Origin of the sequence: Stenotrophomonas sp. TWI602 (genome assembly GCF_039674045.1) — a bacterium.
In the GTDB taxonomy this organism is placed as follows: Bacteria; Pseudomonadota; Gammaproteobacteria; order Xanthomonadales; family Xanthomonadaceae; genus Stenotrophomonas.
Genome location: NZ_JBDJMT010000004.1, coordinates 143,937 through 160,537, shown reverse-complemented (window position 1 = coordinate 160,537; position 16,601 = coordinate 143,937). Strand labels below are relative to the sequence as shown.

Sequence of the window (16,601 nt, the reverse complement as noted above, 5' to 3'; positions counted from 1 at the left end):
CCGGCCCTGTGGATACGCACGCTCCGGTGCGCTGGATGAGGTCAGAAGCGGTAGTCGAAGCCGACCGTGAAGTAGCGACCGCGCAGGTCGTACTGACTGAAGTCGTACGGCGCGCGGATGCCCGGGAAGGAGGCGTCGTACGGCGGCTCCTCATCGGCCAGGTTCTGGATCTTCGCGTACAGGGTCAGCTTGTCGATACCGGTGTAGCCCAGGTACAGATCGAACTGGTTGTACGCATCCACCCGATCCTGCACGGCAGTGGCCGCGGCGCTGGCCTTCTGGTCATAGCCACTGGTGTAGTACCAGGTCAGCGCGGTGCGGAAGTCGCCGTAGCTCCAATCGAAGGTGGTGGTGGCCTTGTTCTTGGGCAGGGTGGCGCCGAGGTTGCTGCCGGCGTAATCCACCAGCGGACCACCGACCACGGTGGGGCGGCTGTAGTCGCGCACGTGGGTGAAGGCGGTGCTCAGGCCGAAGTCGCCGGCACGCGCGGTCGGGAAGCGCTGACGCAGCTCGACATCGAAACCGGAGGTCTTCAGCTCGCTCAGGTTCTGGTAGCGGTTGAATACCGCCAGCAGCTTGCCGCGCTCATCGCGGCTGACCGCACCCGGCACGTTGTCGGTGACCAGGGTCTGGGTGTTGTTGGTGCCCACCAGGTTTTCCAGCTCGATGCGGTAGTAATCCACGCTCAGGCTGGTGTTGGACCACGGCGAGAGCACGATGCCGGCATTGAAGCTCTTGGTACGCTCCGGCTTGAGATCGTTGTTGCCGACGGTGAAGAAGGTCGGGTTCTGGCGCGAGCCCGGCACGTCCGGGTCGCGCGGATCGATCACGCTGCCGTAGGCGATGCTGGTGCTGTTGGAGTTCTCCGACAGCGACGGCGCGCGGAAGCCCTTGGAGGCGGCGGCGCGTACCAGCAGGATGTCCCACGGCTGCCAGCGCAGGCTCAGCTTGGGCGAGAACGCATCGCCGAAATCGCTGTAGTGATCGGCGCGCGCAGCCGCCTGCAGTTCCAGACGCTCGGCCAGCGGCACGTTCACTTCGGCATAGGCCGCGGTGACCTTGCGCTCACCATGCACCTCGGCAATCGCCGGGCGGATCTGCAGGCCCGCATCGATCTGCCACGGGTTGTTGGAGTCGAGCTTCTCGCGGCGCCATTCGGCACCGGCGGCGAACCCGATCTCACCGGCCCAGGTGTGGCCGACCGCCCCGGAGATCTTGGCATCCACGCCCTGCAGCACCGACTCGGCCGGGCGCAGCGTGCTGATGTTGATCGCGTTGAGCACGTCCTGCGAGGTCGCCGATGGATTGAGCAGGTTGTAGCTGCCGGAGGCCAGCGCATCGGCCAGTGCATACCGGTTGGCAAAGCCGCCGGAGACGGTCTCGCGCTCGCTGCTGCGTGCGCCGAACGCGCCCACTTCCCAATCCCAGTTCTGCAGGCTTCCGCGCAGCCCGACCAGGCCGCGGTAAGCCTGCGAGCGGTTGGTCTTGATGGTCGCGCCGAGGTTGAAGAAGGTGTACTCGATCGGCACCGCGCGACCATACGGGTTGTACGGGCTGCTGGCGGGCAGATTGGACGACACCGGTTCGGCCAGGCCGGTATCGGCGTTGAGCGCGAAGCGGCCGCTTTCCAGGGTGAAGAACGGGCTGCTGCCGAACCAGGAGACACCCTTGATGTCGCTGTAGAGCACTTCGCCGAATGCTTCGACGGTGTCGTTCACCCGGAAGGTGCCGTTGACGTAGGCCTGGTAGCGCTTGGTCGAGGGGATCAGCGTGGTGTACGGCGCCTGGTTGAAGCCGCAGGTGTTGCCGGCCAGGCCGTCGATCGGTGCGCTGGCGACCAGCGTGGTGCCGTCCGGGCAGTTGCCGCTGGCATCGAGCATCGGCACCGAGGTGCCATTGACCAGATAGCGCGCGCCCTTGGCCGACCAGCCGTTCCAGCGGCCGCCGGGCTTGTCGGTGTAGATGCCGGACTTGGTCAGGTCGCGCTGGTCCTGGTCCAGGCGCTCGCGGTTGTAGCCTTCCAGGCTGACCAGGATGTTGTAGCCGTCCGTGTCCAGATCACCGATGCCGCCGATGAACTTCAGGTTCTGCTCGTCCAGCCCGCCCTGGTCGGCGGTGCCGAGGCTGCCACCGAGTTCGGCACCTTCGAAATTCTGCCGGGTGATGATGTTGACCACACCGGCCACGGCATCCGAACCGTACACGGCCGAGGCGCCGTCCTTGAGCACTTCGATGCGCTCCACCGCAACCAGCGGCAGCGCGTTGAGATTGACGAAGGTGTCCGACAGGCCGCCGGCCGGGAAGCCATAGTTGGCCAGGCGCCGGCCGTTGAGCAGCACCAGCGTGTTCTTCTGCGACAGGCCGCGCAGGCCGATGCCCGCCGAACCGGAGGCCCAGCCGTTGTTGGTGGTTTCGTTGGCGGCGTTGCCGGTGTTGGCCGAGATCGAGCGCAGCAGGTCGGCGACGGTGGCCTTGCCGGTCTCCTCCAGCTGCTGGCGCTCGATCACCTGCACCGGGTTGGCCGACTCGGTATCGGTGCGCTTGATGTTGGACCCGGTGACCCGCACGGCGGCAAGGGTCTTGCTGTCGCCGGCGGCGGCGGCATCGGGGGCGGCGTCGGCAAACGCGGTCAAAGGCGTTGCCAGAGCGACGGACAGCGCCGCTACAAGAAGAGTGTGCTTGGGCATGAACTTCAGTGGGGTGGTGGACGACAAGTTCCGCAGTAGTCCATGCCTGGCTGAACCGCGGCCAATAACATCTCTTCATACGGATATAAGAGAAACTAACATCTCTTCATCCGGATGGAAATGTTTTCGTTAGCAACAATTAACGCCCGCCCCCTACTGGAGCCCCAGCCCACCGCTACAATGCGGCCATGGAAATCTTCAAAGTCTTTACCCTCGAGGCCGCTCACCACCTCCCCAACGTGCCGCCGGGCCACAAGTGCGCGCGCCTGCACGGCCACTCCTTCCGGGTGGAACTCAAAGTGGAAGGCGAGCCCGGCGAGCAGACCGGCTGGATCATGGATTTCGGCGACGTCAAAGCCGCTTTCCAGCCGATCTACGACCGTCTGGACCACCACTACCTCAACGACATCCCCGGCCTGGAGAACCCGACCAGCGAGCGCCTGGCGATGTGGATCTGGGACGAACTCAAGCCGGCCCTGCCCGAGCTGAGCGAAGTCACCGTGCACGAAACCTGCACCTCCGGCTGCCGCTACCGCGGCTGACCCGGCAGCGCGCGGTAGAGCCGACCGTTGGTCGGCTCCCACCCCATCATCATCGCCCGCAAGCCTGCGCAACCCATTGATTGGAAACCGGTTCAACTAAAACCGGGCCACCACTGGCGATGGAATGTTGCAATGCAATATTTTCGGCGTATGCTGCATTGCATCAACGTTCTCGAGCCGTCCTGACCATGGCGTCCGCGTTCACCGATTCCTTCAGCGACTACACCCGCCAGCTGGCCGCCACGGCCACGCGTGCCAACCGGCTCGCGCTGGAAAATGCCGAAAGCATGTTCGGGGTGCAGTTGAAGACGCTGGAGAAGAACATCACCGCCACCAGCGGGTTCTTCGGTGAAATCGTGCAGTCACAGGATGCCGGCACGCTGCAGTCGCTGCTGCCCAAAGGCGCGCAACTGGCACGTGACAACCTCGCCCGTTGGACCAGCGCCAGCCAGGAAGTGGCCGGCCTGGGGCTGAAGGCCTCCGAAGCCTTCGGCGAACTCGCCCGGCAGCCGTTCGCGGCCGCCACGCCCAGCGCGGGCAAGACGCGCGGCTGAGCCGGACAACATCGAATTTGCGTGGGTCCCTCCCCCCACGCAATCCCAGACCCGACAGAACCCTCCCTCTGTCGGGTCTTTTTTTGGGCGGCGATCAGGCCTAGGCAATGGCGCACCGATGGCGCTCCAGCCATGCCTGGAACATCAGGATCGGCCACAGGTGGGTGTGCCACTTGCGCCGGCCCTCACAGAACTCCGTCCATATCCGCCCGACCAGCGCTGCATCGAAGTAGCCCTCGCGGCACAGCCGTTGTTCGTCCAGCAGCGCATTGGCCCATGGGAAGAGCGGGCCGGCCAGCCAGGCGGCGACCGGCGGGCCGAACCCCATCTTGGGCCGGTACACCAGCCGTTCGGGCAGATGCCGCGACAGCAGCTGCTTGAGAATCCACTTGTGTTCGCCATCGGCGAACGTGAGGCCACCGGGCAACGACCAGGCAAAGCGCGCCACCGCCGGATCCAGTAGCGGCGATCGGGTTTCCAGCCCCTGGGCTGCCCCGGCCCGATCGATCTTGGTCAGGATGCCGTTGCCGAGATCCATCAGGAAGTCCAGATACTGCACCCGATCGGCCGGTTCGCCTGCGTCCAGCCAGCGCGCGCGATCGGTGAACACCGTCGCCGGCTCGGTTGTCTGCAGTACCACCCGCGCCGGATCGCGCCAACGCGATACCCGCAACAGGTAGTGCGCCTCCACGCTATCGGCGCTCAGTTCCGAACGCAGCGCGGGCCAGCCGCCCAATCGCGCCCGTTCGGGGTCGGCCGCAGGCCATCGCCGCAACAGGCACCGCAACGGCGCAGGCACACGTTCGTTCCACGCTGCATTGCGGATGGCACGTTGATAAGCGGTATGTCCATGGAACAACTCATCCCCGCCATCGCCTGTCATCACCACACGATGGCGGCCGGCGACCAGCATGCTGGCCAGCAGTGTCGGCACCTGCGATGCATCGGCAAAGGGCTCGCACCAGATGTCCGGTAGCGCCGCCACGAGGGTGTCTGCCTCGCTACGCCGGAGGATGTGACGGGTGTGCCGGGTCCCGAGCCGGGCGGCGACCTGATCTGCCCAGTCGGCTTCGTCGTGGCGCGGATCGTCGAAGCCGACCGTGAAGGTGTCGACCGGCAGCATGGACTGCGACTGCAGGACGGCGGTGACCAACGAGGAATCGGTCCCCCCGGACAGGAATGCCGCCGCTGTGCCCTCCTGTGGCGACCGCCGCGATACCGCTTGGTGCAGCACCAGTTCCAGCCGCTCCACCGCATCGTCACGGGTGGACAACGGCAGGTGCGCACGCGCTTCAATCGCCGTGCGCATTTCCTCGCGGGCGTCCCAATAGCGGCGACCACCCGCGTGGTCCTTGTGTGCCAGCGCCCCCGCCTCGCGCACGGCCAAGGTAAGCCGGACCACGCACCCGGCGGCCACTTTGAAGATGCCCTGCTGGATGCTGTGCGGCGCGGGAATGTAGCCAAAACGCAGCAGCAGCGTCAGCGCATCGCGATTGATCGGCGCCTGAAAGCCGGGATAGCCGTGCAGCGAGGCCAGCCCCATGCCGAACAGCAGATCGCCGCGGCACCAGCCGTAGTACAGCGGCCGCGCGCCGACCCGATCGCGTGCCAGCCACAGTACGTGCTCCTGGCGATCCCATACGGCCAGCGCGAAGTCCCCGTCGCACTCATTCAACGTGCGCTGCAGTCCACGGGCAGCAATCGAGAGCAGCAGCAGCGTCGCATCCTCCTCGGCGGCCCCTGCCGACGTCGCAAACTCGCGCTGCAGGGTCGTACGGGTATGCAGCGTACCGTCCAGACACAGCACATAGCGCCCACATGCGGACCGCTGCGGTGACCGTTGGGTCCCGCCCACGCTGTGCAATCGCGCCAGCGCCACGCCGTGGCGCTCGTCGTACCAGGTCGACGGAGCGCGGCCGCCGTGGCGCAACGTCGCACTCATGGCGTCCAAGCCTTGCGGCAAGCCAGCGGAACATTTTCCAGGGCGCACGACGACGCCACAGATACCACTCATGCAGAGGTTTCTCCTGTCAGGATCGCGGAAACGCCACCCCCGACCGCAGCGGCTCCGGGGTGGCGATGGCATTGCCGATCAGAAGGCGTAGGACATACCCACGTACCAATTATTGAGGCGCATCTTTTCCACGCCGGCCGCCTGTTGGACCTTCTTGTTGGCCGACATCGGGATCGTGTACTCGGCGCGCAACGCGAGCGCGTCGGTCAGATACACGTTGGCGCCGACGCTGGGCGTGGTGGCAAATTTGCGCTGCCGAGTCGTCTTGATCTCCGTGCCCTTGGGCGGCAGGAAACTCTGCTGGCGGCTGCCGACGGCCACCTTGCCGAACAGCTCCACGTGATCACCGATCGGTATCAGGGCCAAGCCCCCCAGGGTGAGCGAACGGCTGGAGAGATTCGCCGTGCCCGGATCCTTGCTGCGGCGGTTGCCGACAGTGTTGTCGAAGGAGCCTTCGGCCGCCAGGAACGGGTTGAACCGGTACCCGGCACCGACGCTGTAGCTCGTGCCGGAGCTGCGCTGCTTGCGCTTGGTACCCGGTGCGGCATCGGCAGCGGGGACCTTCCCGTTGGCGTGCGTCTTGCCGAGGCCACCGTACACGTAGAGACCTTCGCGATCCGCAGGAGAGGCGTGGGCCGTTGTGGTGAGCAGGGCCAACGAGAGGGCAATCAGGGAACGTTTGATGTACATGGATGACTCCGTGGTTGGGAGTGCACACGGTGGGTTGTTGGCGGGGGCCCTGTCAGTGCAGCGCACGTGTGACCCGCGCAACCGTTCTAGACCCTGTGTAACGGTTCGTGACAGCGGGTTGAACGCGACAATCACACACGTGTTTCGTGCCTTCGCGGGCACACTTTCAGACCGCCCGATGACGACATCGCCCGACGTGTTGCACCGCAGATTCGCCGCACCAGTCCCCACAAGTTGCCTCTGGATGAACAGTCTGACGGGCACGTTCAGCGCACACCTCGCTGCCCCGTCGTGCTGCCTTAGGATCGCGCCAGCTCAGGAAGACAAGGCAGGGTAGCGATGGTCGACATCGTGGTGGTGGAGGATGACGAGCGTCTCGGCGCTCTGGTCAGCGGCTATCTCTCGCGCCATGGCTACGACGTGGTGCACCAGCTCAGCGGCGAAAGCGCGGTGGAGCGCATTCCCGGCCTGGACCCGGCCGTGGTGCTGCTGGATGTCACCCTGCCCGGTATCGACGGCTTTGCTGTCTGTGCCGCGATCCGACCGCGCTTCAGCGGGGTGATCTGCATGTTGAGCGCGCGCACCGATGATATCGATCAGGTGCTCGGGCTGGAGCTGGGCGCGGATGATTACATCGGCAAGCCGATCGAGCCACGGGTCCTGCTGGCGCGCGTACGCGCGCACCTGCGTCGCGCCAGCAGCCAGCGACAGACACGCCCGACACTGTGCTTCGGGGGGCTTCGCATCGAACGCGATACCCGCGAGGTGACGCTGCAGGGTGAGCGGATCGAATTGACCACGGCTGAGTTCGATCTGTTGCTGTGCCTGGCTGACAGCGCAGGCACGATCCTCAGCCGCGATGATCTGATGCGCGATCTGCGCGGGATCGGTTTCGATGGCCTGGACCGCTCGATCGATGCCCGTATCTCACGACTGCGTCGCAAGCTCGGTGACCTGGCGGAGGTACCCGGCCGGATCAAGACCATCCGCGGCAAGGGCTATCTGTTCAATCGAGCCGGATGGGGCTGAAGACGCTGCAGCCCCACCGCACGCCGGCACAGCACAGGGGTCACTTCCACCTGTTCCTGCGCTATTGCCTGGGCTTCGTGCTGGCCTACCTGGTGCTGATCGCCTCGGGCCTGTATCTGTGGGCGTCACTCACCGAGCAGGGAGAAGAACAGCAGATCCGCACACAACTGCAAGGCACCCACCACCTTCTGCACGCGCGCTATGCCGACACGCCGCAGACAGACTGGCCGCAGCTGACCCGGCACCTGCAAATGCAGTTCGCCTACCCGCTGGAGGTCATGTCGCTGGCCAAGGCGCCGCACGTACTGGATGTTCCGTCGCTGCAGCATCTGGACCAGGGTGGGCTGGTGCTGTCTCCAGACGGGCACTTCAGCTATCAGCGACTTCCTGGCTCGGCCGACGTGTTGGTACTGGGCGATTTCTCCGAACCCGAGCAGGCCGATCTTGCCTTGTACGACAGCGAGCACGTGGATGCCGCAGTGATGATCAGCATCTTCATCATCGCCATCGCGTTCCCGCTGTACTTCCTGGTGTATCGCCTGTGGCGCGATGTCTATGCGCTCGGGCACATGGCGCTGGCGATCCAGCAGGGTGAGCTGGCCGTCGCGGCCCCCGCCGTCAGCACCCATCTCGTGCGGCCGCTGCGTGAGGCGCTGTCCAGCATGGCCACGCAACTGCATGGCGCGATGGAAGGGCAACGGATTCTGTCCCAGGCGGTCGCCCACGAAACGCGTACGCCATTGGCGCGGATGCGCTTCGCGCTGGCCATGATGCAGATCGCCGATGACGACCCGGAAGGGGCAGCGCTGCTGAACGGCCTGAAGACCGATGTCGCGCGGCTGGAGCAGTTGGCCTCTGCCGGCGTGACTTACGCGCAGTTCGGTCGCAGCCGACATGTCACCACACACCGGCTGGATGTCTGGCGGCTTTTCGAGGCGCTCGAACGGCGCTTTCCTGCTGTCGGCGACAGCGCCGCGAGACTGAGCTTCCAGCCCTCTCATCGGTGCACGCTGATCGCCAACCGCGACGCATTGATGCTGGCGTTGGGCAACCTGATCGGCAACGCACGGCGTCACGCAGTCAGTCAGGTGGTCGTGAGCCTGCATGCCGCCGGATCGGGGGTGGTCATCGCCGTGGATGACGACGGACCTGGCGTGGCCCCAGCCGACCGTGAGCGTATCTTTCAGCCTTATGTGCAGCTGCAGCGACACCCCGACGGCTTCGGACTGGGACTGGCCTTGGTCCACATCATCGCCACCAAACATGGTGGAAGTGCAGATGTATGCGACTCGGTGCTCGGCGGCGCGCGCTTTCGGGTGCTCCTGCCACACGCCTGAGCCCCCGGCGCATTGCTCAGCGCGTGGCCGGCAGCGAGAACACGAACAGCGCCCCGTCGCGACTCTCCAGCAGGCGGATATCGCGCCCATGCAGCTGCAGGATGCGATGCACGATCAACAGGCCCAGCCCGCCGCTGTCCGGTCGTTGGCTGCCCAGTGCCGGCATCGCGGTGAACAGGGTGTCGCGCCGTTCGGGGGCGATGCCGGGGCCCGTGTCGGCCACACTGATCTGCACCTCGCCCTCGGCCGCGCGCAGGGTCACGGTGATACGGCCACCTTCCGGCGTATGGCGGATGGCGTTGTCCAGCAGGTTGGTCAGCACCCGCTCGATCAACGCCAGATCCGCGACCACCGGCGGCACGCCGGGCGGGATGTCGGCCCCGAGCGTCTGCCGGCGTGACTCGGCTGCCAGCTCGAACTTCTGGAACACATCCTGGATCAGATCCGGCAGCGAGAAGGCCTGGCGGTCGAGCACCACCCCGCCGTGCTCCAGCCGGGCCAGCTCGAACAGCGCCTGGGCCAGGCGCCCGACCTTGTGACTCTGCGACAGGGCAATGGACAGGTAACGCTGGCGTTCGTCGGCACTGAGCGTGGCGTCTTTGAGTGCCAGCGTTTCCAGATACCCGTGCAGCGACGACAACGGTGTGCGCAGGTCGTGGGAGATGTTGGCGACCAGTTCGCGCCGCTGCAGATCCTGCTGGCGCAGCTGTTGCCACTGCTCGCCCAGGCGCTGGGCCATGTGGCCGAAGCTGTGCTGCAGGATGGTCAGCTCGTCGCGCTCGCCGGGGCGCAGCGGCGCCGGGGGCGGTGCGGCATCCGGGGTGGCACTATCCACATCGAAGGACTGGATGCGCCGGGTCAGCTGGCGCAGCGGGCGGGTCACCCAGCGGAACGCGACCAGGCCGGCCAGCAGGCCCACCACGGCGACGATCGCCAGCGACCACAACGTGGTACGCAGCGTACTGTTGGCCGCGATATTGGCGGCGAGCGCTTCGCGCTGCTCGCCGACCAGCACCACGTAGATGTAACCCGCCTGATGCCCCTGCACCCACAGCGGCGCCGCGTTGAAAACCTTGCGGCCGGTCGCACTGCGTGGGTCATCGCCGAGGATCGGCAACGGCTCGTCGCGCAGCAGCGCCTGCACAGGCGCCAGATCGACACGGCTGCGCTTGAGGTGACCGTCGGGCGCATCATGGCCAAGGATGCGGCCCTGGTCATCAAGCAGATACACCTCCACGCTCGGGTTGACCGCCATCAGCTTGCCGAACAGCGCGCGCACTTCCCCATTGCGCATGCCGCGGCCATCCATCAGCTCGCCGCTGCGCGCGATGTGCTCGGCCAGCCCGCGTGAGAGGCGCTGCACGGTTTCCTGCTCATGCACGGTGGTGCTGCGCATCTGGATCCAGACCAGTGCGCCACAGCACAGCAGCAACAGCGCGAAAAACACCGCGGACAGGCGCTGGGACAAGGTGAGGCGGATCACGTGTCTGTCCCCTCGTGGCCATCGACCAGTTTGTAGCCGCGCCCCCACACCGTCTGGATGCGTTGCGGGTTGGCCGCATCGCGCTCGATCTTGTTGCGCAGGCGGTTGATGTGGGTGTTGACGGTGTGCTCGTAGCCGTCGTGCTGGTAGCCCCACACCTGGTTGAGCAGGTCCATGCGCGAATACACCTGGCCGGGATGACGGGCGAAGAAGTACAGCAGGTCGAACTCGCGCGGAGTCAATTCCAGCGGTCGTCCCTCCACCAGCGCCGTGCGGGCGACCGGGTCGATGCGCAGCCCGGCCACCTCGATCTCACCGGCATCGATGCGTGCGTTCTGGGCCATCGCTTCCACCCGGCGCAGCAGCGCTTTCACGCGTGCCACCAGTTCCAGCATCGAGAAGGGCTTGGCCAGGTAATCGTCTGCGCCCAGTTCCAGGCCGAGAATGCGGTGCACTTCACTGGCGCGCGCACTGGTGATGATGATCGGCGTGTAGCGCGTCATCGCACGGGCGCGCTTGCAGATCTCCAGGCCGTCCACACCGGGCAGCATCAGGTCCAGCACCAGCGCGCTCCACGGCTGCGCCTCCAGCAGGGCCAGGCCCTCGTCGCCGGTGGCGGCATGGGTGACCTCATAGCCTTCATCGCGCAGGTGCATGCGCAGCAGGTTGGCGATGTGGACATCGTCTTCGACGATCAGGACGCGCTTGGCACTGCTCATCGGCTCAGGGGGCGGCAGGAGGGCATGGCGGCATTGTCGACGGATCGCGACCTGAATGTGTCACGGAAAATTTAACCCTGCGTGAGGATTCGTTGACCGGGCCGGGCGCAGCATGGCCGCATCGTCCCCGTGCCCGGAGATCGGCCATGCGTTACACACGTCGCAATGTGCTTGGAATGGGTGGCATGGCTGCCGCGGCCGGCCTGTTCGGACTGACCGCCTGCAGCGGGCCCGCCCCGGCAGCTCCCGCCGCGCCTGCGCGCCAGTTCGAGGTCATGCGCAGCGATGCGCAGTGGCGCGAACAGCTCACGCCTGCCCAGTACAGCGTGCTGCGGCGGCAGAGCACCGAGCGGCCGTTCAGCAGCCCACTCAACAAGGAGCATCGGCGTGGCACCTTCAGCTGTGCCGGCTGCGCGCTGCCATTGTTCTCCTCCTCCACCAAGTTCGACAGCGGCACCGGCTGGCCCAGCTTCTGGGCGCCGCTGCACGATGCCGTCGGCGAAGACCGCGACACCACTCTGGGCATGGTCCGTGTCGAGGCGCATTGCCGGCGCTGCGGCGGTCATCTCGGCCACGTCTTCGATGACGGCCCGCGCCCCACCGGGCTGCGCTACTGCATGAACGGCGTGGCCATGAATTTCGTCGCGGCCTGAGCGCCGCACTCCCCTGCGTCATAGAAGGACCTCTCCATGCTTCTGCTCGTGCTGGCCTACCTCGGTGGCGTGCTCACCATCCTCAGCCCCTGCATCCTGCCGGTGCTGCCGTTCGTGTTCGCGCGCTCGGACCGCCCGTTCCTGCGCAGTGGCCTGCCGCTGCTGATCGGCATGGCGTTGATGTTCGCCGTGGTCGCCAGCCTGGCGGCGGTGAGCAGCCAATGGGTAGCGCAGGCCAACCAGATCGGGCGCTGGATCGCACTGGTGGTGATGGCGGTGTTCGCGCTGGCGCTGCTGTGGCCGGCGCTGGCCGACCGCCTGCTGTCGCCGTTCCAGCGGCTGGGGGCGCGGCTGAGCGCCTCGGCCGATGCGGCCAGTGACGCGGGCCGGGGGGGCGTGGGTACCTCGCTGCTGATCGGCATCGCCACCGGCCTGCTGTGGGCACCGTGCGCGGGGCCGATCCTCGGCCTGATCCTCACCGGCGCGGCGTTGCAGGGCGCCAGTGTCGGCACCAGCGGGCTGTTGCTCGCCTATGCACTGGGCGCGGCGACCTCGCTGGCGCTGGCGATCTGGATCGGCGGGCGCGTGTTCGCCGCGCTCAAGCGCCGTCTTGGCGTGGGGGAGTGGGTGCGCCGCGGGCTCGGCATCGCGGCGCTGCTGGCGGTGGTCGCCATCGCGATGGGGTGGGATACCGGCGTGCTGACCCGGCTGTCCACGGTCAGCACCGCCAAGCTGGAACAGGGCCTGCTCGATGTGCTGCCAGCACAGCAACCCGCCGCCGGTGCGGCGATGATGAGCACCGCCGGTGCCCCCGGGCAGCCGCTGCCGGTGGAAGGCACCCTGCCCTCGCTGGCCGGTGCGACCGGCTGGCTCAACAGCCCGCCGCTGGATGCGCAGGCGTTGCGCGGCAAGGTGGTACTGGTCGACTTCTGGACCTACTCCTGCATCAACTGCCTGCGCGCGATGCCCTACGTGCGTGAGTGGGCCGAGCGCTATCGCGATCACGGCCTGGTGGTGATCGGTGTGCATGCGCCGGAGTTCGCCTTCGAGCGCAATCTGGCCAACGTGCAGCGGGCGGTGAAGGACCTGAAGGTCACCTACCCGGTCGCGATCGACAACGACTTCGCCATCTGGCGCGGCTTCAACAACAGGTATTGGCCGGCGCACTACTTCATCGATGCGCAGGGCCGGATCCGCGCGCATCACTTCGGCGAGGGCAACTATGCGCAGTCCGAGCAGATCATCCGCCAGCTGCTGCGCGAGGCGGGCAACACCCTGCCCGGTGACGATGCTCCGGTAGCGATGACGCTGGACGGCGTGGCGCGCCAGGCCGACATGGACAACCTCAAATCGCCGGAGACCTACCTCGGCCATGCGCGTGCCGAGAACTTCGCCTCGCCCGGTGGCCAGCGCCAGGACCAGCCTGCCGACTACACGGTGCCTGCCACGCTTCAACACAACCAGTGGGCCTTGGCTGGACGCTGGACCGTGGGCAACGAAGACGCCCGGCTGGAGACGCGCGGCGGTCGTGTCGCGTTCCGCTTCCATGCACGTGACCTGCACCTGGTGCTGGCGCCGGGCGAGGACGGCAAGCCGGTCCGGTTCCGCGTGCGCATCGACGGTCAGGCGCCGGGCGCAGCAGCCGGTGGAGACATCTCCGCCGACGGCGACGGCCGCGTGGATGAAAACCGTCTGTATCAGCTGATCCGCCAGTCCGGCGCCGTGCAGGAGCGCACCTTCGAGATCGAGTTCCTCGATCCGGGCGTGCGCGCCTACGCCTTTACGTTTGGGTGAGGAGCCATCGCATGAAGATCGCAGTCGACAAACTCGTTGCAGGCGGCATCGCTGTCGCCATCGCGGCACTCACCGCCAGCGTGGTGCTGGGTCTGGATCGACCGGCGCTCGCCGCCGCAGCCACCACAGCCGTGGCGATGCCGCCACCCACCGGCAAGGCGGACCTGCGCCAACCCGGTGTGAAGCGGGCACAGGTGGTCTTCGCCGGTGGCTGCTTCTGGGGCGTGCAGGGCGTGTTCCAGCACATCAAGGGCGTGGACAATGCGCTCTCCGGCTACATCGGCGGCAGTGCGGCGAACGCCACCTACCCGCGCGTCGGCGGCGGTGGCACCGGCCATGCCGAGGCGGTACAGGTCACCTACGATCCGGCCCAGGTCAGCTATGGCCAGCTGATGCAGGTGTTCTTCTCGGTGGCGCATGATCCGACCCAGCTCAACCGGCAGGGCCCGGACCGCGGCACCCAGTACCGCTCGGCGGTCTATGCCGACGACGCCGCGCAGCGCGATGCCACCCGCGCCTACATCGCCCAGCTGCAGCAGGCCAGGACCTACGCCGCGCCGGTGGTGACCCAGGTCGAGGGTGGCAAGCCGTTCTTCGCCGCCGAGGGCTATCACCAGAACTACCTCACGCTGCATCCGGAATCGCTGTATATCCGGATCAACGACCTGCCCAAGGTGGCCGCGCTGAAGCAGAAGTATCCGGCGCTGTACCGCGAGCAGCCGCGCCTGGTGAGTACAACCATTTCGGCGCGCTGATCACGCGGCGAACCAGAAGAAAAGACGCACGGCACACACCGCTCTGCCGTGCGCGAGGGAAGTCGTCACGCCCATGGTAGGCTGCGTCCCGAGGCGGATACAGATGCAGATGACTGGCATCCGCACGGTTACAGATACCCGTGGATGCAGATGCCGATGGCGACCAACCTCTACCAGTCCCTGGCCGATGAAATGGCCGACGCGATCCGCAGTGGGCGCTTGCCGGTCGGCACCCGGCTGCCGTCGCTGCGCGGCCTGGCGACACAGCGCAGCCTCAGCCTCAACACGGTGATCGCCGCGTATCGGCAGCTGGAGGATGCCGGGCTGGTGCTGCCGCGGCCCAAGGCCGGCTTCGTGGTCAGCCCGCGTCTGCCCGAACCGACGCAGTCGCTGCGGCAGGCGCCGTCTCCGCCCACCGCACCGGCACAGCAGGCGATGATGGCGCGCGTGCTGGCCGCACAGCAGCAACCGGGCATCGTCGACCTGGCCTTCGCCGGGCCGCGCGGCAAGCGCTTCTATCCCGGTGCGCAGCTCGCCCGCATCACCGCGCAGGTACTGCGCCGGGCTGCCACCACGGTGGAGACCTACGCACGTCCCAACGGTGCGGCACGGCTGTTGACGCAGATCGTGCAGCGAGGGCCACGGCTGGGGCTGCACACCACCACCGACCGGCTGGTGCTCACCCATGGCGCGATGGAAGCCCTGCAGCTGGCGCTGCGCGTGGTGACCCAACCCGGCGATGCGGTCGCGATCGAAGCGCCCTCGTATTTCAACATCTACCCGCTGCTGCGCAGCCTGGGCCTGCGCGCGATCGAGCTGCCCACCCATCCGAGGGACGGCCTCGATCTGGAGGCACTGGAAGCGCTGCTCGCCGCCGGCGGCATCGCCGCGATCATGGCCATGCCGACCGTGCACAATCCACTCGGCGGCAGCATGCCCGTGCCGAACAAGCAGCGCCTGGCCGAGCTGGTGAATCACTACCAAGTGCCGTTGATCGAAGACGCGGTCTACGCCGAACTGCAGTTCAAGGAGCCCCTGGAGCCGTTGGCCAAGAGCTTTGACCGCGATGGCTGGATCATGGTCTGCAGCGGCTTCTCCAAAACGCTCGCACCGGACTACCGCATCGGCTGGCTCGACGGTGGCCGCTTCGCTGCCGATATCCAGCTGCTGAAGTTTCATTCTTCCGGCGCCGAATCACGCCTGCTCGGGGACGCGGTTGCCGCGTTCCTGGAGGCCGGCAACTACGAGCATCATCTGCGGGGGTTGCGTCGGCTCTACAGCGACCAGGTCAGCCACGTGCGTGGCCTGATCGCGCAGCACTTCCCGCCCGGCACGTCGGCCACCCAGCCGACAGGTGGGTTCCTTCTGTGGGTGGAGCTGCCCCCGGCGATCGATGCCGGGGAGCTGTTCGAGCAGGCCTTGGCCGAGGGCGTGGTGTTCATGCCCGGCCAGGTGTACTCGCGCGGTGCCCGCTACCGGCATTGCCTGCGCCTGTCGTGCTGCCAGGAACTGGACGAGCGCTTCGCCGGCGCGATTGCCACGGTCGGCCGGCTCGCCAGCGCGCTGCAGGTGCGCGCAGGCAGCTGACGCTCAGAACACCAGCCGGTCCGCCAGGCGGGCCGGGTCTGCACCCGGCGCATACGGCAGACGCCCCCAGCACGGCATCGGCAGCCGCGCGGTGAGCAGTGCGACGTTCTCGTCGCGGCGCGCCATGCCCGGGTCCACCTCATTGGCGATCCAGCCGATGCAGCGCGCGCCACGGGCGGCGATCGCCTCGGCGGTCAGCCGCGCATGGTTGAGGCAGCCCAGCCGCAGCCCGACCACCATCACCACCGGCAGCGCCAGCGCGTGCACCAGATCACTCTGGTCCAGCGTGGCCGACAGCGGCGCCAGCCAGCCACCGACGCCCTCGACCACCACCGTGTCCGCGCTGGCGCGCAGGCGCGCGAAGGCGGCCTCGATCGGCGCCAGCGACAGTTGCACGCCAGCCTCTGCCGCGGCGATCTCCGGGGCCAGTGGCTGCTCGAGCGCGAACGGGTTGAGGTCGTCATACGCGGGCATCGGCCTGCTGGCGGCCAGCAGGGCCGTGGCATCCTCGTTGCGCAGGCCCTCGGGCGTGCGCTCGCAGCCACTGGCGACCGGCTTCATGCCCACTGCGGTGCCGCCGTGGCGGCGCAGGGCATGCAGCAGCACACAGCTGCTGAAGGTCTTGCCGATGCCGGTGTCGGTACCGGTGACGAACAGGGCGGCAGGGCGCGGCGCAGGCAGGGACATGGAGACGACCGGGAGCGGAAACGCGCCATTATCCGCCGTCCCGGCAGCGCTGCGGCGCGGTCCGCTGCGT

Annotated in this window: 14 protein-coding genes; 8 read left to right on the top strand and 6 right to left on the bottom strand. The window is 67.2% G+C overall.

What is annotated here, in order from left to right; all coding sequences use genetic code 11:
• Positions 1–41: 41 nt before the first annotated feature.
• Complete coding sequence (locus ABE483_RS06845) at positions 42–2,687, bottom strand: TonB-dependent receptor (RefSeq protein WP_346481424.1); 2,646 nt, start codon at positions 2,685–2,687, stop codon at positions 42–44.
• 188 nt (positions 2,688–2,875) lie between these two features.
• On the opposite strand from ABE483_RS06845, the gene queD reads away from it, so the two are divergent.
• Both queD and ABE483_RS06835 read left to right on the top strand, forming a co-directional pair.
• Complete coding sequence (gene queD / locus ABE483_RS06840; protein WP_019182605.1) at positions 2,876–3,229, top strand: 6-carboxytetrahydropterin synthase QueD; 354 nt, start codon at positions 2,876–2,878, stop codon at positions 3,227–3,229.
• A gap of 188 nt (positions 3,230–3,417) precedes the next feature.
• The gene (locus ABE483_RS06835; RefSeq protein ID WP_088432036.1) at positions 3,418–3,783 is read left to right on the top strand and encodes a phasin family protein; all 366 of its coding nucleotides are present in this window, start codon (positions 3,418–3,420) and stop codon (positions 3,781–3,783) included.
• 100 nt (positions 3,784–3,883) lie between these two features.
• On the opposite strand, the gene ABE483_RS06830 is transcribed toward ABE483_RS06835, so the two are convergent.
• Complete coding sequence (locus tag ABE483_RS06830; protein ID WP_346481393.1) at positions 3,884–5,869, bottom strand: asparagine synthase-related protein; 1,986 nt, start codon at positions 5,867–5,869, stop codon at positions 3,884–3,886.
• A 6-nt stretch (positions 5,870–5,875) separates the two neighbouring features.
• Positions 5,876–6,487 (bottom strand): outer membrane beta-barrel protein, encoded by a 612-nt coding sequence (locus ABE483_RS06825; protein WP_346481392.1) that lies wholly within the window; start codon positions 6,485–6,487, stop codon positions 5,876–5,878.
• A gap of 339 nt (positions 6,488–6,826) precedes the next feature.
• On the opposite strand from ABE483_RS06825, the gene ABE483_RS06820 reads away from it, so the two are divergent.
• Both ABE483_RS06820 and ABE483_RS06815 read left to right on the top strand, forming a co-directional pair.
• On the top strand, positions 6,827–7,516 hold the full coding sequence (locus tag ABE483_RS06820) for a winged helix-turn-helix domain-containing protein (RefSeq protein WP_313212091.1): 690 nt from the start codon (positions 6,827–6,829) through the stop codon (positions 7,514–7,516).
• A 77-nt stretch (positions 7,517–7,593) separates the two neighbouring features.
• A complete protein-coding gene (locus ABE483_RS06815; protein ID WP_346481391.1) occupies positions 7,594–8,853 on the top strand; it encodes an ATP-binding protein in 1,260 nt (419 codons plus the stop codon).
• A 16-nt stretch (positions 8,854–8,869) separates the two neighbouring features.
• Here the strand turns inward: ABE483_RS06815 and ABE483_RS06810 are convergent, their stop codons facing one another.
• Entirely contained in the window at positions 8,870–10,336 is a 1,467-nt protein-coding gene (locus tag ABE483_RS06810; protein WP_346481390.1) for a HAMP domain-containing sensor histidine kinase, read from the bottom strand.
• Positions 10,333–11,055 (bottom strand): response regulator transcription factor, encoded by a 723-nt coding sequence (locus ABE483_RS06805; RefSeq protein WP_346481389.1) that lies wholly within the window; start codon positions 11,053–11,055, stop codon positions 10,333–10,335. Before ABE483_RS06805 ends, ABE483_RS06810 begins: the two co-directional genes overlap by 4 nt.
• Before the next feature lie 146 nt (positions 11,056–11,201).
• Here ABE483_RS06805 and msrB point away from each other — a divergent pair, with 146 nt between their 5' ends.
• From msrB to ABE483_RS06785, 4 genes are all read left to right on the top strand, one after another.
• Positions 11,202–11,708, top strand: coding sequence for a peptide-methionine (R)-S-oxide reductase MsrB (gene msrB / locus ABE483_RS06800; protein ID WP_313212095.1), 507 nt, complete (start codon positions 11,202–11,204; stop codon positions 11,706–11,708).
• 36 nt (positions 11,709–11,744) lie between these two features.
• Complete coding sequence (locus ABE483_RS06795; protein WP_070471650.1) at positions 11,745–13,502, top strand: cytochrome c biogenesis protein DipZ; 1,758 nt, start codon at positions 11,745–11,747, stop codon at positions 13,500–13,502.
• Positions 13,503–13,513: 11 nt separating this feature from the next.
• Complete coding sequence (msrA, locus tag ABE483_RS06790; protein ID WP_346481388.1) at positions 13,514–14,257, top strand: peptide-methionine (S)-S-oxide reductase MsrA; 744 nt, start codon at positions 13,514–13,516, stop codon at positions 14,255–14,257.
• 156 nt (positions 14,258–14,413) lie between these two features.
• Positions 14,414–15,844 carry a PLP-dependent aminotransferase family protein gene (locus ABE483_RS06785; protein WP_313212097.1) on the top strand — a complete coding sequence of 477 codons (1,431 nt, stop codon included), beginning with the start codon at positions 14,414–14,416 and terminating at the stop codon, positions 15,842–15,844.
• A gap of 3 nt (positions 15,845–15,847) precedes the next feature.
• Here the strand turns inward: ABE483_RS06785 and bioD are convergent, their stop codons facing one another.
• On the bottom strand, positions 15,848–16,531 hold the full coding sequence (bioD, locus tag ABE483_RS06780; RefSeq protein WP_313212098.1) for a dethiobiotin synthase: 684 nt from the start codon (positions 16,529–16,531) through the stop codon (positions 15,848–15,850).
• Between the last annotated feature and the right edge of the window lie 70 nt (positions 16,532–16,601).